Source organism: Synechococcus sp. BA-124 BA4 (genome assembly GCF_034931165.1).
The window spans coordinates 1-22266 of record NZ_JAYGIA010000090.1 but is presented as its reverse complement, the minus strand read 5'-3'; the positions used below and the strand labels follow the sequence as shown (position 1 = coordinate 22266).

Annotated in this window: 17 protein-coding genes; 4 read left to right on the top strand and 13 right to left on the bottom strand. The window is 52.6% G+C overall.

Translation table 11 applies throughout. The features are described 5' to 3' along the window. From VB734_RS11920 to VB734_RS11890, 8 genes are all read right to left on the bottom strand, one after another. The coding region (locus VB734_RS11920; protein WP_323243365.1) for a condensation domain-containing protein at positions 1–1002 on the bottom strand (1002 nt) is incomplete at its 3' end. 30 nt (positions 1003–1032) lie between these two features. Beyond that, positions 1033–1929 carry a Nif3-like dinuclear metal center hexameric protein gene (locus VB734_RS11915; protein WP_323243364.1) on the bottom strand — a complete coding sequence of 299 codons (897 nt, stop codon included), beginning with the start codon at positions 1927–1929 and terminating at the stop codon, positions 1033–1035. A 41-nt stretch (positions 1930–1970) separates the two neighbouring features. Beyond that, the gene (locus VB734_RS11910) at positions 1971–2993 is read right to left on the bottom strand and encodes an amino acid--tRNA ligase-related protein (protein ID WP_322782031.1); all 1023 of its coding nucleotides are present in this window, start codon (positions 2991–2993) and stop codon (positions 1971–1973) included. Next, positions 2986–3852, bottom strand: a complete 867-nt coding sequence (locus tag VB734_RS11905) for a class I SAM-dependent methyltransferase (protein ID WP_322782030.1) — start codon at positions 3850–3852, stop codon at positions 2986–2988. The genes VB734_RS11910 and VB734_RS11905 overlap by 8 nt, the downstream gene beginning before the upstream one ends. Before the next feature lie 2 nt (positions 3853–3854). After that, the gene (locus tag VB734_RS14675) at positions 3855–4307 is read right to left on the bottom strand and encodes an HIT family protein (protein ID WP_416238053.1); all 453 of its coding nucleotides are present in this window, start codon (positions 4305–4307) and stop codon (positions 3855–3857) included. Continuing rightward, a complete protein-coding gene (locus VB734_RS11900) occupies positions 4297–5442 on the bottom strand; it encodes an aminoacyl--tRNA ligase-related protein (RefSeq protein WP_322782029.1) in 1146 nt (381 codons plus the stop codon). Before VB734_RS11900 ends, VB734_RS14675 begins: the two co-directional genes overlap by 11 nt. Before the next feature lie 54 nt (positions 5443–5496). Next, positions 5497–6717, bottom strand: coding sequence for a proline--tRNA ligase (gene proS / locus VB734_RS11895; RefSeq protein ID WP_322782028.1), 1221 nt, complete (start codon positions 6715–6717; stop codon positions 5497–5499). Positions 6718–6816: 99 nt separating this feature from the next. Further along, positions 6817–13566 (bottom strand): non-ribosomal peptide synthetase, encoded by a 6750-nt coding sequence (locus tag VB734_RS11890; protein ID WP_322782027.1) that lies wholly within the window; start codon positions 13564–13566, stop codon positions 6817–6819. Between the two features lie 98 nt (positions 13567–13664). Between VB734_RS11890 and VB734_RS14670 the strand changes: the two genes are divergently transcribed. The 3 genes from VB734_RS14670 (at position 13665) to VB734_RS11880 (ending at position 15630) form a co-directional block, all read left to right on the top strand. Beyond that, positions 13665–13973, top strand: a complete 309-nt coding sequence (locus VB734_RS14670; RefSeq protein WP_416223684.1) for a DUF6444 domain-containing protein — start codon at positions 13665–13667, stop codon at positions 13971–13973. A gap of 842 nt (positions 13974–14815) precedes the next feature. Next, positions 14816–15193, top strand: a complete 378-nt coding sequence (locus VB734_RS11885; protein WP_322782026.1) for a hypothetical protein — start codon at positions 14816–14818, stop codon at positions 15191–15193. A 23-nt stretch (positions 15194–15216) separates the two neighbouring features. Then, positions 15217–15630: a hypothetical protein gene (locus VB734_RS11880; protein ID WP_322782025.1), complete on the top strand. Its 414-nt coding sequence runs from the start codon at positions 15217–15219 to the stop codon at positions 15628–15630. A 550-nt stretch (positions 15631–16180) separates the two neighbouring features. Here the strand turns inward: VB734_RS11880 and VB734_RS11875 are convergent. Continuing rightward, entirely contained in the window at positions 16181–17053 is an 873-nt protein-coding gene (locus tag VB734_RS11875; protein ID WP_322782024.1) for a hypothetical protein, read from the bottom strand. Positions 17054–17337: 284 nt separating this feature from the next. On the opposite strand from VB734_RS11875, the gene VB734_RS11870 reads away from it, so the two are divergent. Beyond that, a complete protein-coding gene (locus VB734_RS11870) occupies positions 17338–18420 on the top strand; it encodes an IS110 family transposase (protein ID WP_322782023.1) in 1083 nt (360 codons plus the stop codon). A gap of 101 nt (positions 18421–18521) precedes the next feature. Here the strand turns inward: VB734_RS11870 and VB734_RS11865 are convergent, their stop codons facing one another. The 4 genes from VB734_RS11865 to VB734_RS11850 form a co-directional block, all read right to left on the bottom strand. Continuing rightward, positions 18522–19169, bottom strand: a complete 648-nt coding sequence (locus VB734_RS11865; RefSeq protein ID WP_322782022.1) for a hypothetical protein — start codon at positions 19167–19169, stop codon at positions 18522–18524. Positions 19170–19311: 142 nt separating this feature from the next. Then, positions 19312–20406: a LysM domain-containing protein gene (locus VB734_RS11860; RefSeq protein ID WP_322782021.1), complete on the bottom strand. Its 1095-nt coding sequence runs from the start codon at positions 20404–20406 to the stop codon at positions 19312–19314. Continuing rightward, the gene (locus tag VB734_RS11855) at positions 20406–20903 is read right to left on the bottom strand and encodes a hypothetical protein (RefSeq protein ID WP_322782020.1); all 498 of its coding nucleotides are present in this window, start codon (positions 20901–20903) and stop codon (positions 20406–20408) included. The genes VB734_RS11860 and VB734_RS11855 overlap by 1 nt, the downstream gene beginning before the upstream one ends. Next, on the bottom strand, positions 20903–22156 hold the full coding sequence (locus tag VB734_RS11850; protein ID WP_322782019.1) for a DUF4055 domain-containing protein: 1254 nt from the start codon (positions 22154–22156) through the stop codon (positions 20903–20905). The genes VB734_RS11855 and VB734_RS11850 overlap by 1 nt, the downstream gene beginning before the upstream one ends. Between the last annotated feature and the right edge of the window lie 110 nt (positions 22157–22266).

The window sequence follows — 22266 nt, the reverse complement described above, 5'->3', positions numbered from 1 at the left end:
CAGCCCCATCTGCAACGTGGCTCCCTCCCTACGGCAGAGCTCCTCAAAGGGCTCCAGCAGCTGGGGCTCGATCGTGAACTCAACACATCTCCCACGGTGCGAGGGCATCGCCGGCCGGGGATGGTCGGTTGGCAGCTCCAGAGGCTCAAGATTTCTGAGCTGGCTGATCCAGTAGTCGTTGAGCTTCTGCAGGCGATCGCCACTGAGGCGTTGGCGCTGCCAGACGCCATAGTCCGGGTAGTGAATGCAAAACGGCTCAAGTTGTGGTGATCGGCCAGCGCGCTCGGCGTTGTACAGCTCCACCAGATCCCGAGCCAAAATAGACAGCGACCAGCCATCCGAGGCGATGTGGTGGTGGTTGACCAGCAGCAGATGGTGCTGACTATCGACCACCAGAAGCCGTGCTCGCAGCAGCTGACCTGCCGTCAGATCAAACGGCGTGCGGTTCTCCTCCTCCAGCCACTCCCTAATCACCACCTCAGGATCTCGCTCGCCCAAGGCTTCCCCAGTCAGGGCAAAAGGTGACGCAGGGTGAACGATTTGAATCACCTCGCTCCCCTGCAACAGGAACGAGGTACGCAGGGTGGAATGGCGCTCAATCAGCCCTTCCAGAGCTCTCTGCAGGGCTGGAACATCCAGATCACCCCTCAACCGCCACACGGCTCGCAGGTGATACGCCGTCAACTCAGGCTCCAGCTGATGCAAGAACCACAGCCGCGCCTGGGCAAAAGACGCCTGGTAGGCCTCGCATCCTGGTGGCCAATCGCCGGGCAGGGGGGCGACAGGGAGAATGGCCGCAGACGATATTGGAGGCAGATGAGAATTAACGGCAGTGTTAGCCTCGAGAAGAAATGCCAGAATTTCAGCTTTGTGTTCGGCTATTTTGGCTTGTAGTATTTCTGTGATAACTTTTTTAGAACCCCTTAAATATAACTGCTCACCATCAGTAGATATATTTACACCTAGGCGGCGGAGGCAAGATAGAAACTGATATGGTTCCATAAGACGTATGCCTAAAATAAACTAGCTAAGCTATATATGTAGCTGCCAGTTACATTGAATTAACTTTGCCTTACCCATCTCTGGTAAATACTTAGTAGGTAACTTCACAACGCGAGCAAGAAGGTTCGCTAGAAGAATACTACCCCTTTGCTCAGAAAAGTAATGGGATATACCAAGCGCGTTCAGACTGCTTGCCTTAAGATTCCTTATAAATATAGGATTATTCTCTTTGGCATACTGAGAGCCTCTGAAATATAAAATACCTGTTAAGTAAGTATCACAATTTTTCCCGATGGCTAAGTTTAGCCACTGGGGATTATCGCCTCCACCAGCAACTACTGCTATCCGATGGACTCGATCATGCACAAAGTATTCCTGAAAACTGATTAATCCAAAAGTCTGCGAGAGAAACAATCTCAAATCTTCAAATCTAAGAGGATTTTGAATCTCAACAATACAACCAAAAACTCTATCCTGTTCATCACTCATAATTTCTAGAATATCACCATTGAATACTTGTGCTAATCCTACGCTCGGCGAACATGAGAGATGATTATCATGTGCTGAGTGGGCACAGTATAAAGATATTTTTCGGTCCTTGAGTTTATTTAAAAACTTTTCTGAAATAGGTATAAATCCCTCTGAGAATTCATTCCAATCCATTGGATGCTTTACAAGCAAAAGAGCATTAGTAACTTTCTCAATATGGCTAATTAGATCATTACTAGGAAATGCCGCACAGCAAATTGAACTTATGTGCAAGCTATTCTGAATCATTAAGCCACTTGTTTTCCGAAAGTAATCTTCATTAAAACGTAAAAATGCTTTCATATCAGTCCTAACAAGCGTGTCAATTATACTATCTGGGTAATCAGAATAGCTAAAGAAACTATCTAAAGAACAAATTACTTCCTGAAGACTTTTCATAGATGTTGATACACATAAACCATGGAGTTGATACACATAAACTATGGAATAGTTAATACGCCATTAAATCTAGGCAGAAGTTGACAATCTCGAACGTCATGATGATTTAATAACCAACAGTAGAACCTTTCAGTTCCCATACCAAAGCCTGAAGTCTTCATAGGAAAAACGTCTTTTAGCTTACAATACCAATCATATGAATCAACATCAGTTTGATGTAACTCAAGCGCCTCTCGAACTAGACCGCCGTTAACGTGGCGCTCTCCAGCACCAACGACTTCCCCTATACCAAAGAGTAAATCAGCTGATTTTGATTTTCCTGCATTTTCAGAAAAAGCTTGATAAAAAGGCACTAGTAAGTGATCAAACTCCCTTACCCAAACAAAACCATGAAACATCTTAATAAGGTTTTGTTCACCTAATCGGCTTAACGATTTCAATACTTGATCTTCGGCTTCAATATACTTGAAGTTCTCCGGTTCGCTTGAGAGAAGATTCACCGCTTCGTCAAAACTGATTGTAGAGATCGGGGAATCAGCTTTGACAAAGTTCTCTATATGACTTAGAGAACCAGCAATAGAGCTAATTTCTGAAGCGCACTCATCTAAAAGGCTAGAGCAAATAAATTTCAGATAACGTTCTACCAGCACCATAACATCTTCTAGAGAGCCGTGAACTTCAGCCTCAGCATGATAAAACTGCGAGAGATGTGTTGAATCATCAGAGTCACCTCTAAATGAAGGCATAATATAATAGCAGCCCGTCGGATTGTAGCGACATCCATACTCAAGCATGAATTGCATTGAGTCGGATAGAAAAGTATCAATACCGAACAAGTTAACTTTAACAGGAAGGGAATCACTACCAAGACCCATAGGGCTTGAAATTGAATTTGTGGTTATTGGAAGAGAAATATGTCTTAAATATCTATCTCTAAAAAAAAGGCATGAATTAAATTGAAAACAATCTTGTATCTTAAATAGCGACTTATACCAAACAGAGCTCAAAGCCTCTAAATAGTGTTGACTACTATTCCAAGTTTTAGGAGCAGTTATCTTAAACATGGCACACCCTTACACGCTTACTACATGTATATTGCTTACATGGGGAGGTTGAAAACAGTTCAGACTCTTCTGTTTCCGCCCTTTTTCTTAGTAAGAGGACTGAATAAGCTGCATATCGAAGATTTTGATTAAAAACTTCAATTGTCATTTTCCATCTGTCTGATATGTCCTTAACCACATATTCAGGATACTTTTGAAGATGTTCTTTCTTGCAAATCTCATCAACGTATTGGCTGATAATCTCCGGGGACTGAGTGTCAAAATGATAATCACAAGAGTAATACATTTCTAAGCCAGATTGATTAAGAAAATTAATCCAATCAGCTTTTTTTCTAATTTTTATTTTGACTCCGATTATAGTTGAAACTTGATCCACAATCTCCTCTGGCGGATCAACTTTATACCAGATTGGAACAACTGCCAAAAAACCCCAAGGTTTTATAACTCTAATGCACTCATCTAATGCAGTTTTTTGATCTTCAATGAAAGAGATAGCATTACTGAGAACTACAAGATCGAATAGATTGTTATCGAATGGCAGATCATACACAGATTCAACGAGGAACTTTACATTGCCAGGAGTGCAAGATCTTTCAAGACGATCAATAGAATTCTGTACTGAGGATGAACTTATGTCTACTCCCGTAACTTGACAGCCTATGAGCCTTGCTACTTCCAAGGAAGTAAATCCATTAGTACAACCAACTTCTAAAACATTGGCTTGCCTATCTACAAAGCTGTTCAATATAATCTCTCGGACGGTTTTCTTACCTCCTGGAGGTCTGTTCTCTTCATGCAGCAGTGATACAAAGTCTGTGTAGCTCAGTTTTTCTATATCAAGCGGTGTTATATCTTGCATTGTTACCTCTTCAAGAAATTAGATTTCAATTGCTTTGAAAGATATGACAATGTGCTTTCATCGGCTCTGTTGCCATGCAAAGTTGATAAGTACCCGTCGTAGTACTCCATTTCACCTATTTCATTACTAGTTCTTTTTCTAATGCTGTACATTGGATATAGCTTGATGTGCGCGTGATCTATCTCCATTCCCTCGATTACCATAAAAGTTCTAGAGGCTTTCAAATTTGCATCAATAGTAGTAGCTACTACCTTTGATGTTTGCATTAGCGATAGATACTCTTGATCCGTCATACTAAAAACGTAACTAGAATGATGCTTCTTGGGAATTACAAGAGCTTGCCCCTTTGTTATAGGATAAATATCTAGAAAAGCGATGTGAAGATCATCCTCATAAAAGATGTGAGCCTGAACCTCACGCATTACAATTTTGCAAAATAAGCAATCACTTAGCATAGTTCCAAAAATGGTTAATGAAATCGTCTCTATCAACTTTCTGCCCAAAAGGATCTCCTCTCGATTTGATAGTTAGCTTTTGGTCATTTACTTCGCTTTTTCCTATAAATACCTTGATTGGAACTCCAAGGAAATCGCTATATGAGGCTTTCTCCCTCATCATTAAATTCAACCGATCGTCCAAAACTGGGTTTAAGCCTTCTCTCAGAAAAATCTCGTAAAGTTCTACTGCCGATGAAATTTGAGCTTCCTCTCTGGGATCTACAGGAATAATCGAAACGTTAAAAGGTCTAATACTTTTCGGAAAATTTATTCCTAGCTTGTCAATATGCTGCTGTACAATTCCATGAAGACATCTTTGAATTCCAAATCCATAAGTTCCCATGAAAAGATCGCTAAGTCTTAGCCTATTTAAGACGCATTCCCTAACATAATCAGGAACTTGAAACAAGAAATACATCGCTAAACTTGAGGCTCGGAGATCAGCTGGCTTCGATTTATCATGATCACTATAGGTATATGAATCATCTGAATTCACGACTACCTTTGTTTCACCATCAGAACAAATAATCATATAGTCCACGTATTCACCATTGTTCTTTTGAAGCCTATGCGTCTTTAAATCAAGTTCTTTGAAAACAGCTTGGACAGTTCTTTCAAATCTATCTACTGAGTCCTGTAGCGAAGACCTAGTTGAATCAATTGAACACATATCACACATCATGAACTGCTTGCTCCGCATAAGTCCTCTTGGCCTCTGGATATCCCTGAACTTATCAGCAATCTGAAATAATCGAATAGGGAATTGTTTGTATGAACTTACACCCTTCAAAGTTATATTCAGAAAAAATTCTTCATTTGTAGGAGATAGCATGTAGGAGCTATTATTTTGAGCCAGGAAAAAAATCTCCCGTTCAAATTGCTTCAGTCTCCCAGACTGTTCTAGAAAATGTCGATGTTGTACTAAAGGTAGGTAAACTTCAGAAAATCCGAAGCGCTCCGCTTTAGTCCTAACAATTCTACAAATCTCATTGATGATTTTTTGACCCAAGGGCATGAACTGAGGAAAACCTGAGTACGGGAAGTCTACAAACCCCGCAATTTGGAGGAGCTTGTAAATTTCGATCTCTTCCAAATCACAAGGGATTTGTAGTTTATTTTGGTAAAGCTGCTTCGATAATCTCATGCCCTACACAAAGCTGGCGTAGATTTGCAGTTCCTCTCCCAAGGAAGCTGATACCTTGCTACCATCTTTCCTCAACTCAAATTCAACGCATTCCTTAGCTAGACTACGTTCGCTAATAATCAGCTTTACAGGAATACCAATTAAATCCGCGTCTTTGAATTTTACTCCCGCGCTAACGTCACGATCATCTAGTAAAGGATCAATACCATTGATAGTAAATAAATCATGAAGGAAATTGGCTTTTTGGGTGACATTATCAGTAGTATTCACAGGAATAATGTGAATATCATATGGTGATGTAGAGCGTGTCCAGACTATGCCTTTATCGTCATGGTGTTGCTCTAGGACTGCCGTGATTAATCGACTGACTCCAATCCCATAACAGCCCATCAAGGGAGTTCTTTCTACGCCATCTGCATCAGTGTATTTCAGGTTCATTGCTTTCGTGTACTTGTCACCTAGCTGAAAGATGTGACCAACCTCAATCCCTGTTAGAACATCTTGAGATGTTGATTCATCAATATCATCAATTTGAACAGCTTTGCCATTGTCTGAGAACACAAACTTGCTTTCTCCCGATCCAGCAATAGCTAAAAATTCCTCAGAAGCGCTCCCCCCCATTTCTCCAGGATCTGCTTCTGTGGGGACAACCTCGAGACCTAATCTGCGGAAAATCGCTTGGTAGGCTTCTCGCATTAGCATATAAGTCTCATTCAAGCTCTCGGCATTGCAGTGAAAGCTGTAAGCATCTTTCATGACAAATTCTCTTGTTCTTTGCAGACCATATCTGGGTCGCATCTCATCTCTGAACTTTCTCCCCAGTTGATACAAGTTAAAAGGCAACTGCTTATAGGAACTCAAGTAGGGTCTGACTAAATCACAAATCATTTCTTCATGAGTTGGTCCCAAACAGTACTCTTTTCCCTCCCGATTTTTGAATTTCAACATTTCCTCGCCATAAACGCCCCATCTACCGGATTCCTCCCATAGATCTACTGGCTGTGCGATCGGCATGGAAATCTCCAGCGCTCCAGCACGATCCATTTCCTCTTTAACGATCGCAGAGATCTTATTAAGCACCTTTTGTGCTCCTGGCAACAAATCGTACAAGCCAGAGCTTACCTGATGAATTAATCCGGCTCGAATACTCAAATCATAGCTTACCGCTTCAATTTGCTGACTTACGCTTCGTTGAGTGAAAAGAAATCCTTTTGAATACTTCATTTTGACTTACAGGAATAGTACTGAGTTAAGAATTAAAAATCATCTAGAATTTTTTGAGGCACTGGCTTTTGGATTTAGCTAACCTTTTGCTCTAGCATCCTATAGGTAAGAAATGACCATGTCTAAGTTTCCGTTTGAGACAGTGCTATTCAGCTTTAGTTCTTGTGCTGCCCAGCGAAATGTCTCAATGTAATCGCCCAATTCAGCTATGGTCGGTGCTACAAAGAGAGTATGCAGGGACAGGTCCATACTGAAGGCTAGGCGCAGTCGAGAAATTACTTGGATTGCTAGCAAGGAATGCCCTCCCAACTCAAAGAAGTTGTCGTGAATGCCAACGTTATCTATTTTAAGGACAGAAGTCCAGATGTCGGCTACCTGCTGCTCAATGGTAGTGCGAGGAGCGATAAAGGTTTCTTTTTGGTGAGGTCGTGAAGAAACGGGGGCGGGTAAAGCGCGGCGGTCTATTTTACCGTTAGGTGTTAGGGGTAGAGTGTCCAAGAAAACGAAGGTTGATGGCATCATGTAGTCAGGCAGTTTCTGCTTTAGGAAGCGGCGCAGTTCATCGATAGTAAGTGCCTGTTCGGGGTGAGGAACAATGTATGCCATTAGCCGCTTATCACATGGGTCATCCTCTATTGTTGTGACGGCAGTCTGTTCTATGGCTGGGTATTGTGCCAGGACAGCTTCAATTTCTCCCAGTTCGATGCGGAAGCCGCGAATTTTGACCTGATAGTCGAAGCGCCCAAGAAATTCAATGTTGCCATCAGAGAGATAGCGGGCTAAGTCTCCTGTTTTGTAGAGATAGGAACCAGGTTGCTCGCTGAAGGGGTTGGGGATAAATTTCTTCCTTGTTAACTCCGGGCGGTTTAGATAGCCTCGGGCTAAACCAGCTCCCCCAATGTATATTTCACCAGGGACACCAATGGGGACTGGTTGCATATGAGAGTCAAGAATGTAAACTTCTGAGTCAGCAGCAGGAGGACCAACGAGGAGATTGCACCGTAAATTATTTCCACGTTTGGCTAAGCACTGGTATTTTCCTATGGTTGCATAGGAAGTTTCAGTTAAGCCGTAGTCATGACGCAAAACAGCAGTAAGACGGCTGAAAAAGATCTCCTGGAGTTTAATGGTTAAAGCTTCTCCACTGGAGAAGACGTATCGCAAACTGCTACAAGTTTCAATTTCTGGTTCTTCTAGCAACACTTTAAGCATAGAGGGGGGGATAATAGCAACAGTAATTTTCTGCTCTGCTATTAGTTTGACCAGATAAGCACTATCCTTATATCCTCTTGGTCGAACTATAATTCCTTTTCCGCCAACCCGCAATGGCCAGAAAAGTTCTTCAATGCTACTTGATTGCACCAAATATCGGTCGGCTTCAGTCAGTTCTATTGTCGATTCACGAACACAACATCGGTGTGGGCGCATTACTCCTTTTGGTTTACCAGTAGAACCCGATGTGTAGTGAATATAAGCTAGGTTATTAACTGTTGTTCCGCTATAAAATGGTTCCGTACTTTCTTTTGCAATAGTATTCCAACTTTTCTCTAGGCAGACTAGCTGCGCTCTATACTGGGAAATACAGCTCACAAGCTGCTCCTGCGTTAAGATAATTGGTACTTGAGTATCCTCTAAAATGAAAGCCAATCGTTCTTCAGGAAATTCTACATCCAAAGGCAAACAAACTCCTCCTGCCTTTAAGACTCCGAAAACCCCTACTGCCAGATTAAGCGATCGCTCCACAAAAATCCCCACCAAAACCTCTGGCCCCACCCCCAACTTCTGCAAGTAGTGTGCCAACTGATTCGCTCTCGCATTCAACTCCCGATAAGTCAACTGCTGGTCTTCAAAAACCACTGCAACATTATCAGGAGTCCTCTCCACCTGTTCCTCAAATAACTGATGCATGCACTTATCCTTAGGATAATCTGCTTCTGTATTATTCCATTCCACCAACAATTGATGTCGTTCAGCCTCCGTCAGAATCTGCAAATCACAAATCCTGTTGTCTGGATCAGCGACCACCCCCTCTAACAAAGTTTGTAAATGATACACCATTCGGGCAATAGTTGCATCATCAAACAAATCTGTGTTGTAACCAAACGCTCCAATTAGTCCTTGCTCAGTTTCCGTCAGAGATAGACTCAAATCAAACTTTGCCGTTTTACTTTCAACCTCCAGAGAACTCAAAGCCAAACCTGAAAATTCCCCGTCTGTCGTTGAGGTATTTTGAAACAAGAACATCAACTGAAACAGGGGATGATAGCTCATATCCCGTTCCGGTTGCAGTTCCTCCACCAGCCTCTCAAACGGCAGATCCTGGTGAGCATAAGCTCCCAAAGCCACCTCACGCACACGACCTAGTAATTCCCGAAAACTGAGTGTCCCACCCAGGCTAGTACGCAGCACTAAAGTATTGACAAAAAAGCCAATTAGCCCTTCAATTTCAGCCCAGTTGCGATTCGCAATCGGAGAACCGACAATAACGTCCTCCTGCCCCGTGTAGCGGTAAAGCAACACCTTGAACACCGCCAACAGAGTCATAAACAAACTAACCCCTTCCCGCCGACTCAACGCATTCAGCTCATCCGTTAAGTCCTTCGATAGCTCAAACGACTGCCTTGACCCCCGATAGGTTTGCACTAGGGGACGGGGACGGTCAGTGGGTAACTCAAGTACAGGCAACTCTCCTCCTAACTGCTGCTTCCAGTAGGCAAGGTTAGATCCCAGCACCTCCCCAGAGAGCCACTCCCGCTGCCAAAGCGCAAAATCAGCATACTGAATCGGTAATTCAGGCAGCGACGCAGGTTCCCCAGTAGAAAAACCTTCGTACAGCACTCCTAGTTCCCGCATCAACACATCCAGAGACCAGCCATCGGAGACAATATGGTGCAGAGTCAGAAGCAGGACGTGTTCCACTTCATCCAAACGGAGAAGCTTAACGCGCAGCAACGGACCTTGAGCTAAATCAAAAGGCTGTTGAGCTTCTTGGGTAGACAACCACTGTACCTCTCCCTCCCGCTCAGCCTCGGCTATTTCCCGCAGATCTATTACTGGCAAGCTTAAGCCTATGTCTAGAGCTATCGCCTGAATCGGTTGTCCATCTACAGTTTTAAAAGTCGTCCGCAGTGACTCATGGCGTCGCACAATCTCACCCAAACTCTGCTCTAATGCTCCCACGTTCAACTGTCCCGTGACCCGATAAGCCAGGGGAATGTTATAGATTGGGCTATCAGGAATTAACTGATCGAAGAACCAAAGTCGCTGTTGAGCAAAAGACAGAAGTAGACTTTCTTTTCGCCTTCTGGGCAAAATCGGTGGGATTTGTAAACCCAACCCTTTTCGACGCACCGTCTCAATTCTCTCACCCAAGCTAGTTATCGTCGGTGCTTCAAACAGACTGTAAAGAGACAACTCTACAGAAAAGGCATCCCGCAGCCTCGAAATCACCTGAGTTGCCAGTAACGAATGACCCCCCAACTCAAAGAAATTGTCTTGGACACCAACCCGATCCAACCCAAGCACTTCAGACCAAATTCCTACAAGCACCTCTTCAGCAGGAGAACGAGGAGCCACAAATGATTGCTCTAGCTCCGGCCTAGCCTTATCGGGCACTGGCAAAGAGCGGCGATTCACCTTACCGTTGGGGGTCCTAGGCAGCTTGTCCAGCAGCACGAAGACAGAAGGCATCATGAAATCCGGCAGCTTCTCCTTGAGGAAGCGGCGCAATTCCTTAGGAGTAGAAACTTGCTCCTGGTTGGGCACGACATAAGCGAATAACCGCTTATCACCAGAGACATCTTCTCTTGCCACAACCGCAACTTCCCTAACATTGTGGTGTAGTCCCAAAACCGACTCAATTTCTCCCAGTTCAATGCGGTTGCCCCGCACCTTAGCCTGATGGTCTATGCGTCCTAAAAATTCAATATTGCCATCGGGTAAGGAGCGAGCTAAATCTCCAGTCTTGTATAATTTTGGATTTGGGATAGTTCGGTTGCGCTCAGTACAGGTTTTAGGTATTGGATTATCAAAGGGGTTGGGGATGAATTTTTCTTCAGTCAACTCAGGACGGTTGAGATAACCCCGCGCTAAACCCGCCCCACCCAGATGTAGCTCACCCGGTACGCCGATGGGAACAAGCTGCTGATAGGAGTCAAATATATAGACTTGTGTATTCGTAATCGGACGACCAATCGATGGAGCTTTTTGACCGTTCCGTTCCACCAAAGTATAAGTTGAATAAACCGTATCTTCAGAAGGACCGTAAAGATTGAATACCTCCTGAATCCTCTCTTGTTGATACAAAAGTTCTACCACTCGTTGCGGCAAAGCTTCTCCCGCCAAATTAACCGTGCGAACTCCATCAGGAATGCCCTTCCCTCTCAGTAACTCTGAGATCGCCGAAGGAACGGTATTAATTAATGTAACCTCCCGGGCAGCCGGCAAACTAGACAGATGCAAAGCATTCTTGGCTAGAATCACTTTGCCGCCACAGCTTAAGGGAACAAACAACTCGAAAACCGAAATATCGAAGCAGAAAGAAGTTGACGCTAGAACCCCTGCCAACTGTTCCCTCGTAAACACCCCGGTTGCCCAATCCAGAAGCGCAATTGTACTGTGATGTTCAATGGCTACTCCCTTCGGTTTGCCTGTAGAGCCAGAAGTATAGAGAACATAAGCCAAGTTGTTAGCTTGGGCTTTGTTAGTGGGATTGTTAACACCTGCTTGTTGGGCAAATTCGTCAGCATCCAAATAAACTACTTGTGCCGAACACTTTGGAAGAATCTCAACTAACGTCTGCTGCGTCAGCAGTACCGATACCTGAGCATCTTCGAGCATGAAAGCCAGACGTTCCTTCGGATATTCAGGGTCTAGAGGAACATACGCTCCACCTGCTTTGAGGATGCCAAGGAGTCCTATTACCATTAAGAGCGACCGCTCCACACAAATCCCCACCAAGACTTCTGGTCCCACGCCAAACTTCTTCAAGTAATGGGCTAACTGATTTGTCTTGACATTCAACTCTCCATATGTTAATTCCTGCTCTTCGAACACCACCGCCACATTGTCAGGAGTCCGTTCCACCTGTTCCTCAAACAACTGATGGATGCACTTATCCAGAGAATAATCTGCCGCAGTATCATTCCACTCCACCAGGATTTTGTGACGCTCCTCCTCAGATAACAGGGGAAGGTAGGCAAGGTATTGACTAGAATCACTGGCAATACCTTGCAGAAAAATAGTAAACTGCTCCACCATCCTGGCAATACTGTCACCGTCCAAAGCGTCAGCGTTATAAAACCAACCGCACTCCTTCCCCTCTTCCGAGATGATGAAGGTAAGCTCATTACCAGTGCTGGCTTGATGATAATCTAATTGATCTACCCGTTCTATAACTACCGGAAAAATCTGTTCGCTACCTAGCTCCGGCACTTCCCGAAGCTCTGGATACCTAGCTACAGCATCCCGCGCATAAGTCTTGTGCTGTTTGGTTAACGCTACTTGCTCTCGTACAGCTTCAAAAATGGCCTCAAAACTCTGCTCGGAATCTATTTCTAAATGACAAGGCACAATGCTAGCAAACAAACCTTCCGTTCCTACTATCTCCCGTCCTAATTCAACATCTCTAAAACCAATATCAAAACAAGCCGCGCCACCAATTCGAGTCAAATAACCCACAAAAGCCGCCAAGAGAAAGTCCCCTAAATTCCAGGTTGGATGATGCTCCTCTAGAAATGTTATAAACTCATCCAGTACGGGCATCTTTACACTCGTGTACCGCTTCTGATTCACTGGGGATAGCGATCTCTCTGCATAGGGAATCGTCAATGGCTCTAAACTTGCCAGTCTCTCTACCCAAAAAGCTTCGTGTTTAGCAATTATATTATCAAACTTCTCAATACGGTTTGCCAGTTCTAGGTCGATACCCTGAAACTGATATCCAATCTGTAGTCTAAATCTTTTAACAAAATCAGAAATTGATAGAGGTTTACCCTCTAGAGTGTGAACTTGGCGCAACGCGACCTCGTAACTGGTGGTTGAAACCTTCAGATAGTCAGTCTCAATACATGTTATTGTTCCGGGAAATGCCTGGGAAATCTCATCTAAAATATTAAGCTTAGAAACGGCGATAAAATTACCCCCAATCGCTAACTTACAGAGCCCCAGAGGATTGGGGTAGGGACCAAAATCTAAAGCCCGAACCAAGGCATCTAGCTCGTAGGCACTACGGTTGAACGACAACAAACCTCCTGAACCCGTTCTTTTAGAAGGAGGGAAATAGGTTCGCTCATTTAGGTTTTGCTTAAGTGCTACAGCTTGACCTGAAGATAACTCATCAATAAGTTGAGCAAACGAACGAATAGCTGCCTCATAACCTTTTACCTTAAGAGTAAAAGTAGTCTCCCTCTCATTAATATCGACAGAAACCTGCTTCAGAATGTCCCCACCGTCAACCAGGTCTGTCATTACATGCCATGTAACCCCATAAGTCTTCTCCCGCTGCATCAGCGCCCAGGATGGCACATTCACCCCGGCATATTTTGGCAAAGGAGAATAATGGAAGTTAATCGCATACTGGTGAGGTAGATCGCAAATCTCCTTGGGTAGAATCGCTTTATTGTTAATACTGAAGAGGTAATCAAATGGCTGCTGACTTAAAAATGCTAGAAGATTATCTGTGGGTTGGATGTGAGAGATTCCTTTTTCCTTAGCCCAGCCCTCTATTAAGCCATCAAGGGAGATGATGCCCAGTATCTGATGCTCCCTTTCTAATAGGAGTTCAGCACATTGTATTATTAGAGAACCCTCGCCAATTAATATACTTTTTTTATGAATCTGCAGTTTCATCATATTTAAATTTAAGAGAGTCGTGTCTGCAGCTCTGTCGCTTCTGCTACAGTTGCTGGTTGTGGGGTTGAACAAGCCAGCCGCTGAGGAGCCAGCCTTTGCAAAATAGCTTAACTCTGCTTGGATCTCAGGCAGGTAGACTTTTTGGTTGCTTTTCTTCAGGCCCGGATTTTCGGGATCGACGGGTAGGCTGCGCCCCCAGCATTCGAGCGCTGGTTGAGCACTTTACCGCTTATTTTGAGGCCCTGTCCGCCCGCGTTGCCCAGCTGGAGGAGAAGAATGGCCGTGGCTCCCGCAATTCCTCCAAGCCGCCAGGATCATGCGAAGGAGTAGCCCCCGCCCAGTTCTGGCCCCGGTTTTACCCCCCCAAAACGGAGAATTTTACTGTCAGCGGGTCAAGCGCTTAGGTCAGGAGGGCTATCCCGGCTACGACCCTTACCTACTCCCCGCCGAGAGATCCAAGGACGTGATTCTCCACTGGGCGAGCGTCTGACGCGGCTGGAGAGCCGCTCTGGCCGGCGTCGTTCCAGCGCCGGTGCGGCACCACGTGGTTGAGATCACGCAATTCCAGCCGGTGGTGTTCGAGCACCAGCAGGAGCAGCTGGTCTGCCCCTGCTCCCGCACCGTCCCCACCCCAGCCCACCCCAGCCCTTCCGGAGGGTGTCAACACGAATGGTAGGTAATGCACACCTTGCCGCTGCGGCTGGCCACCAGCACCTCCTCATCGAGGTAGGGCCAACTGCTCGTAGCCGCCATCGTCTGCCGCTGAGCTGGGCGCCAGCCGGGTGCCGCGGGAGCTCACGGAGAAGCAGCCACGGCAAGACCACAACGGAGAACACCTGTACTAGCAGAAGTCGTCTGGTTCTGGCCAGCTCGGGCGCGACCTCAGCTGGAGCCCCTGGTGACAACGACGCGCTGAAAGCGGGCTGATCGGTCCGGCGCACAGGACAGCATCTGGTTCCTTGATGCCAGCGGCCAGGAACTGCCCGTGCCCTTGGCCTAGCAAGCGCACCACCTCTGAACCTGTTGTGGAGGCACGATCCCCGCCGATTCGAATCGGCTCCAGCCGTGGACAAACGCGGGGTAGGTCAGCACCGCTGGGGGGGGTGTCCCGCCACGGCCCCGGTGAGAAGCACCCGAAGGCTGCGCTGGCCTGCTCGGTTCGGCAAGGGCTGACGCGAGGCGCTTCGCGCCCCCTGCCTTCCCTGCGCGGGCCGCGCTGCTGGATCGGGTTCCTCACCTCAAGGCCATGGCCACACCCTCTGCCCCCAGCTGCGAAATCCGCCGCGTCATCGTCCACTTCTATCCCGATGGCCTCAAGGGCGGCGCCCACCCGTGCGAGCAGCAGTTCTTTGGCCGGCGCGGCAAGCCGGTCAAGAAGATGCGCTTCGTGCCGGCCGAAAAGGCCTTCGCGATCGCCCGCAAGCTGCAGGGCACCCGGGGGCTGCACCGCCTCGGTGAACTGAGCCCCACAGGGGCCAGCCCCCAGGGGGCCTTGCGGCCCCCTTTCACCCGACGGCTTTGGGCGACACCAGCGGGGGAGGCGGCGGCCCTCCTCAGCGTGCGCGGCGGGGCAAGGGCTGCGCGAGGCGCTGTCGCGCCCCTTGCCCTCCCCGCGCAGGGCTGAGGGGTCCTTCGCCTGGTTCGGCCATGGCACCCATCACGATCTATGCGTCCACTCTGAGCGGCATCACCTGGAGGGCCGTCACCTGCAAGGCGGTGAGCGAGCACCTGCTGATGATCGAGATCAGCAAGGCCGGCAAGAACGGGCTGCTGCTGGAAGAGTCCCGGCCCTGGGATGCCACCTCCAAGGTGTGGCGCTGCCCTCGGCCCTCCGGCGTCCCGAAGTATCTGTGGGCGCTGCTGGAGAAGAAGCTGCGCCAAATCGAGCCGCTTCAGAAGCCTGGCTCTGCACCAGTTCCTGCGGGGCGCCCCCGGGGTGGGCTGTCCTCCCAGGAGGTCACCCTCTCGGGCCTGGTCCCCTTCCCGGCCTTCCTCGCCATGGAGCTGATCGAAGCCCACCACCCTCATCTCTATCGCCAGGAGTTCGGCTTCCGGGCCTGATCACGGCCCGCCGGGGCGGCTGGCGTCAGCTGGCTGCCCTTTCCCACTGCTGGCCGGCGCTGATGAATGCCAGCAAGCAAGGCAGCAATGCAATGCCGGCGAAAAGGTCAGCAAAGCTGACGGTCACGCGGCTCCAGCGGCCCACCGCTCCACCCGCTCGCGCCTGCTTGGGGTTCCCGCGCCAGCCTCGGCGCAGCACCAGACGGCGGCCAGGCGGCTCCAACCGCTCGTTCGCGCTCGGGTGTTCCGCTGCGCCTCGTGGCCGCCTCAGGCAGCACAGTCACTGCAGGTGGAGATCAGCTGACGTTGATGTGATCGCAGAAGTGAATTTCCAGATTTTGCGACATTTCCGAAGCAGTACGCGCGCGTTTCTCATATTTGGGGGTATATCCCCCCCTTTTTTGTACGTCACTTGATTTGATTGAGCGTGAATTTGGGTGCCCTGCCTCGCGCGTGATTGTGCGCCGAGCATTCGGTTCCTGCTATTCGGTTGCGCTTGGTTGTCGATGTTGAAGGTGCACTCCGCCCGTGTGGACGGAGCGCGATTGGATCAACGCCTGGCGCCGGCAGGTTTTTTGGCGTAGCTGGCCAGGTAGAGCTCACTGGCGCTCATGCTCTGCAGGTTGGTCGGCTGGCCGTTGCCATCGAACTCAGCGATCACCGTGGCGGGGCCGAGGCCGCCACGCTGGTTGAACAGGAAACTGAGCACTGGATGGGTGCGGAGCGACTCGATGTGATCGGCGGCATCGAGGTTGCCGTGATCACCAAGCAGCACGTTCCCCTTGGAATCGATCGGCTCCAGCAGGTCACGGCCGGCGCCGTCCTTGGTGAGGCGGAACTCGCCGCCGACCTGGTGCTTGAAGATCTCAAAGAAAGAGCCGCGGTTGTCCCCTCCGGCGCGGCCATCGGCGTCAACAAACAGCCGCTCCAGCAGGCGTTCCTTGCGCAGGTTCTGCACGTCCTGGAGTGCCTCGTCCCGTTCCTTGGCAGCTGCTTTCACCTTGCGGGCAGCAGCGGCCTCCAGCTGGAGTTCACGGCTGGCGATCTCGCGCTCCAGCTGCTCCTTCTGCCGCTCGGCCTCCTGGAGGCGCTCGTACTCATCGGGGTTGATCTTGGAGAACTGGGCGAGCTGGCGCTTGATCGTGCGCAGCTCCCGCTCCAGCTGGTTGGTCTTGCGCCGCTCCGCCTTGAGCGCATCGGTTGGCTCGGGGCGAGAGGCCAGGGGCTCCTCACCGGGTTCATCGAGGGGCTCGTCAGGGTCCAGGTCGTCGTCCTCCTCGAGGTCGTCGTCGTCGGCCTCGTCCGGCTGGGCAGGCGGCTCCTGGTTGGGCCAGTGCTGCGGCTGCGCGTAGCTGACGAGCTGCTGCTGCTCGGGGGTCGGTTGCGGCAGGACGCGGAGGTCCTGAGAAAGGCGTTTGGTCATCGGTCCACCCATCACGGCTGTGGTTGTAGCGAGCGCCCCATCCGGGCTGCACTCACCCCAGCTATTGCCATTGATGATTTCGGGACCCCACCAGCACGGGCCTGACCCATCTATTGCCTGACCCGTTCCCTCGTGGAGTGGTGTCTTTCTCGTGACCTGTCGGTCCGTGTGGTGGGGCAACCAGCCGGGGAGTCCCGTGACCTCATAGGAGTCCGACGTTCCCGTCCCGTCAATGGCCTGTCCGTCTGCCTGGCTGGTTGCACCTCCTCCAACCCTCAGCAGCGATGAGCACAGCGACAGCAACTGGCCCCGAGACCAGCTCCAGCCCTGATGTGGTGGTCGGCATCGACACTCACAAACACACCCACATGGCGGTGGCCCTGAGCGCCAATGGCGGCTGGCTGGGCAGCCTCAAGCTTGATGCCAAACGCAGTGGCTACCAGGAGCTGATCCGCTGGGCCGCTGCATTCGGCAGCAGCCCGGTTTTCGCCGTGGAGGGAACCGGTTGCTACGGCGCCGGGCTCTGCCGGGCCCTGCAGGCTGCAGATCTCCCCGTGGTGGAAGTGAACCGGTCGGATCGCTCCACGCGGCGGCGCATCAGTAAGGACGACACCATCGATGCGGAGGCCGCAGCACGGGCCTGTATCGCCGGAACGGCCAGCGTCATCCCCAAGGCGGGCGACGCTTTGGTGGAGATGATCCGCATGCTCAAGGTGGCCAAGGATTCGGCCACCGCGAACCGCACCGCAGCCCTCAATCAGCTGCACGCCATCGTGGTGACGGCGCCGGCGGCGCTGCGGGAACGGCTGCAGCGGCTCAAGAGAAAGGAGCTGGTCGAAAGCTGCGCAGGCCTGCGGTCCGGGGAGATCAACACACCCCTGGCCGCCGCCAAGATGACCCTGCGCATCCTGGCGCGCCGCATCCAGCAGCTGGATCAGGAGCTCAAGGAGACCGTCGCGCAGCTGGATCGACTGACCAGGCAGCACTGCCCGGAGCTGCGCAACACCTACGGCATCGGTGTGGACATCTCCGCCACGTTGGTCGTGGCGGTGGGAGACAACCAGGAGCGGATGAAGTCGGAGGCCTCATTTGCCGCTCTCTGCGGAGTAAATCCTCTGCCGGCCAGCTCCGGCAAGGTGGTGCGGCACCGGCTGAACCGCAGCGGCAACCGCCAGGCCAACTGCGCCCTGCACCGCATCGTCATCTGCCGGTTGCAGCGTCACCAGCAGACCAAGGAGTACGTCGAGCGCCGCACCGCAGAAGGCCGCACGATGAAGGAGATCATCCGCTGCCTCAAGCGATTTGTGGCCCGTGAGGTGTTCGGCATCCTGCGTGGTGGTCCCGCCGTACGCACGGCAGCGGTCTGATCAGCAGCGGGCTTACTGCAGTCGCCCAGGCTCCCGGCGGAGCCGTTGCCTGCCCTCCATGGCAGGCGGCGGCTCCGCCGGAACCAGAGCCGGCCGGCGGTTCAGCTGTCAACGGGGATCAGCACGTCGAGTAGCTCGGTCCGCAGCGACTGGCCTGGTTGCTCTGGCACGACCAGAACGACGGCCTTGGCCTCGATCAGATCGCTGTCGTCAGCCATGGCCTCGCCATCAGCCTCCCAGCTCTCCAGCGCCGCATCCAGCCAGCGGGTCTTTGTTTCCAGGAAGGCGATCGCGTCGTCGGGGCTCCAGCGGGCCTCGCTGCCGCGACAGGGATAGCGCTGCAGAAGCTCCAGGATCCCGATCTCCTGCAGCTCAGGGGTGCCGGTGGGATCGCGCACCAGAACGGTGTCGGCATCGGTGGCGTTGTCGATCAGCTTCTGGATGTCGCTGCGATCGTCCTGCTCCTCCAGCTCCTGCCAATCCCGGAGATCGATAACCTTCTCGAGCAAGGCCTGCAATTCATCAATTGGCATCGGTAGCGCTGTTTTTGGCATGGTGGGATGGGAGGCCAGCTGGATCAGGCCTTCTGCGGCATCGATGATCTGCGTCAGCGACATGTGCTCGGCCACCAGGGTAAAAGTGGTCTCGGTCAATTCCTCGAGCGGCAAGCGCGGAGCATCCACGTCCTTTCGTACCCGATCGATGGCCTCCAAGAGGAGCAGCTGGTTCGATGTGGTGATCGGTTCCACGGAATGGTCAAGGCGGCATCGGCTCCATCCTTGCTGACCTGCCTGGCGCCTCCATCACCGGGCAGCCAACAGCCGATCACGTAGGTGAGCTGGGGGGTTGACAGTCCATAGGAGTGTCACAAGCCATCCCCGGTGTGGCCGGTCACGGAGTGACGGGCGGCGGATCCGGCGTCAGGTCCACGTCCCAGAGGTCATCGGCAGCGGAAACGCCCCGCAAGGGCGGCAGGTAGATCCAGCCGCCGGCATTCAGCAGCGTGGCCGGGCGGATCAGCGGCACCTGCAGCACCTGGTCCTCATCCAGCTCATCGGACGGGCGGATCGCCGGCACATCGAGCAGCACACCAACTGGAAGCGGATCACTGCGGGGCCAGCGGTCGTAGTCCGGGTTGTAGAGCCGCAGCCAATCCACCGTGGTGTCGTACTGCACGGCCAGGGCCTTGAGCGTGTCGCCAGCCGCAGTGGTGTGGCCATCGGCGCGCAGCAGCGACGGGTTGAGCTTGCGCAAGAAATCCACGGTGGTGCCGTAGCGGCTGGCCAGCACGTTGAGCGTGTCGCCGGTGGCGGTGGTGATCGGCCCCTGCTGGGCCAGATCCGGATTCACCGCCCGCAACGTCTGCACGGTGGTGCCGTAGCGCTCGGCAATCAGGTTCAAGCTGTCGCCGGCCTCCAGCACCAGCACGCGGTTGGGCTTGAGCGCAAAGCTGATCGCCTCCCCCAGCTCCGGCTGCACCTGCAGCCCAATGCCGCCGGGGCCGTAGGCCTGGCCGATCATCAGCAGGCTGGCACCAGCAAACACCGCGCGGGGGCTGAGCGGCAGCACGCCCGGCGTTTGCAGCAGGGCGAGATCACCCAGCCAGCACACCCCCTCGGCGGGCACCTGCACGGCGGTCGGCCGCGGTGGCTCGGTGGCTGACGGCACCAGTTGCGGCTGGAAGGTGGCCCGCAGGCCCGGGGTCTGCCAGGCCTGATCGGCCGCCAGCCAATCCCACGGATTGGACTGGGGCGCGGCTGGCGGCAGCAGGGCGGCGCGGGTGAGGTAGCCCTCGCAGAGGATGTCGCCGGTGTCGATGCCGGGGCCGTTGTCGCGGCTGGAGATCAGCTTGGTTTGCTGGATCGAGCAGTCGATCACCTGGCGGCAGACCGTCACCGGGTTCTTGGCGCCTGGGTGTTGCTGCTGCTGGAGCATCAGCCGCACATTGGCGACCTCCTGCAGCGCCGTGACCGGTGTGGCGCTCATCAGGAGCGGATCAAGGTGCCGGAGAATGGCGTCGGCGGCGGCGGGCACCAGGAAGCCAGGCCGGGCAGGATCAGCAGCAGGTTGGCCACATGGCCGCGCCGCTGGGCGCCGGAGCTCAGGCCGTAGCTGTTGGCGGTGGGTTCGGCGTATTCCGTCGACACCTCCTCCATCAGCAGCTCTGTGGCGTACTCGATCACATCGAGCTTCTTCTTGGGCAGCTCAGCTGGCACCGGTCCGGCGGCAGCCTTGCGGGTGGTCTTGATCACGAAAGGCTCGGCGGGCGTGCCGCCAGATGCCAGGCCCGCATCGATCACAGCAATCGCATCGAGCGAGGCCTTGGCGCCGGGGATCGCCTCGGGGTAGCTGCGCTCCAGCTGGGCCATGGCGTCATTGATGGCCCGCAGGGCAGGCGCAGTGACGGGGATCAGCAGGGCGCGGCGGATCGCTTCCAGATCCGAGGGGCGCCAGGCATTGGCGTTGGCAGGTGGGCCGCTCATCAGGCCAGTTCCGGTGTGGGCACCGCGAACGATTCGGTGGCCGAGCCGCTGATCGGATTCACCACTCCCGGTGCTGCGGCGAGCGACAGCTGGTGACGCAGCTCAGCGGTGCTGATCACACCGCGTTCATGCAGCGTCAACCACTCGCCCACGCTCGGTTGGGGCCGCAGCGGCGGGGTGAGCGGCGTCACGGTGAGCGCCAGGCCGGCGCCTGGCACCAGGCTGTCACCGGTGAGCGAGCACCAGTGCTCCAGCACCGTCGCGAAGACCGAGGTCTTCTGGGTGGCAAGCGACTGGAGCAGGGCGTAGGCCTGGCCGGCGGTGAGCGAAATCTCGGTTTCGCTGCGGCCGGCGCCACGGTTCTGGGTCGGCACCAACGCATCACGGCGCATGGTTTCATCCAGCAGGGTCAGGTAAGCGCGGTGCTCCGCCAGCGAGCGAGCGCGGATCTCCTTCCAGTTGAAGTCCGCTCCCTCGGGCAGGTCCATGAAGGTGGAGGTGGAGAGCACCAGCTGCTCGGGGGCGCGGGCTTCGCCGTCCTCGCTGCGCTGGAAGCCGTACTGATCCACCAGACCGCTGCGCACACCCACCGGCAGGGCGCAACGGGAGAGGAGGTCTTCGTATTCGCTCTTGAGCCGGTAGTGGGTGAGGTATTGGTTGGCGAGGCCCAGGTGGGGCAGATCCCCTTCCCCAAAGGGCGCCCCATCAGCGGCGTACCAGACCACCGGCATGGTGTGCTGGCGGGGCAACAGCAACGGTGGGCCGAGCCGATGGGCGGTGTAGGCGCTGGCGCCATAGACGCTGGCGGCCCTGCCGCTGGCCGCCGCGCTGTTGGGCACAGCGGCGAAGGTTTCGACCGCCAAGCCGTCGTCACCAAGGGTCGCCTGGTGGTAGAGCCAGTCCTCGAGCCGCGGCGCCGTGACACCATCGGCACCATCGGGTCCCAGTTGATGCACCGGAATGGCGCTGTCGTAGAGCGGCGGCTGCGGCGCCCTGCGGTCCTGCCGCCAGTTCAGTCGGTGCGGCGGACTGTCGGGGCTGGGCAAGTGCCAATCCAGCAGATCACCACGCGGCACCAGCGAGAGGCGCGGCAGTGAGAGGCGATCACCACGGCGGATCGCGTCAAGGCGGTGGCCTTCCGACGGCCAGCCTCGCAGGGGCGGTAGCACCAGGATCAAGCAGCCGCCATCGCGCAGCACCAGCAGATCGGCGATGAACAGGAACACACCCAGGTCGGAGCGGCGTCCCAGCAAGTGGTGTAACTCAGGAGGATCAGCCCCGGCGTAGCCGGGGCTGACGGCTCACCTCCCTCAGATTTCAGCTGTGGCAATGGGTGGGCCGGTCTGTGACCCTGTTCGGAGAA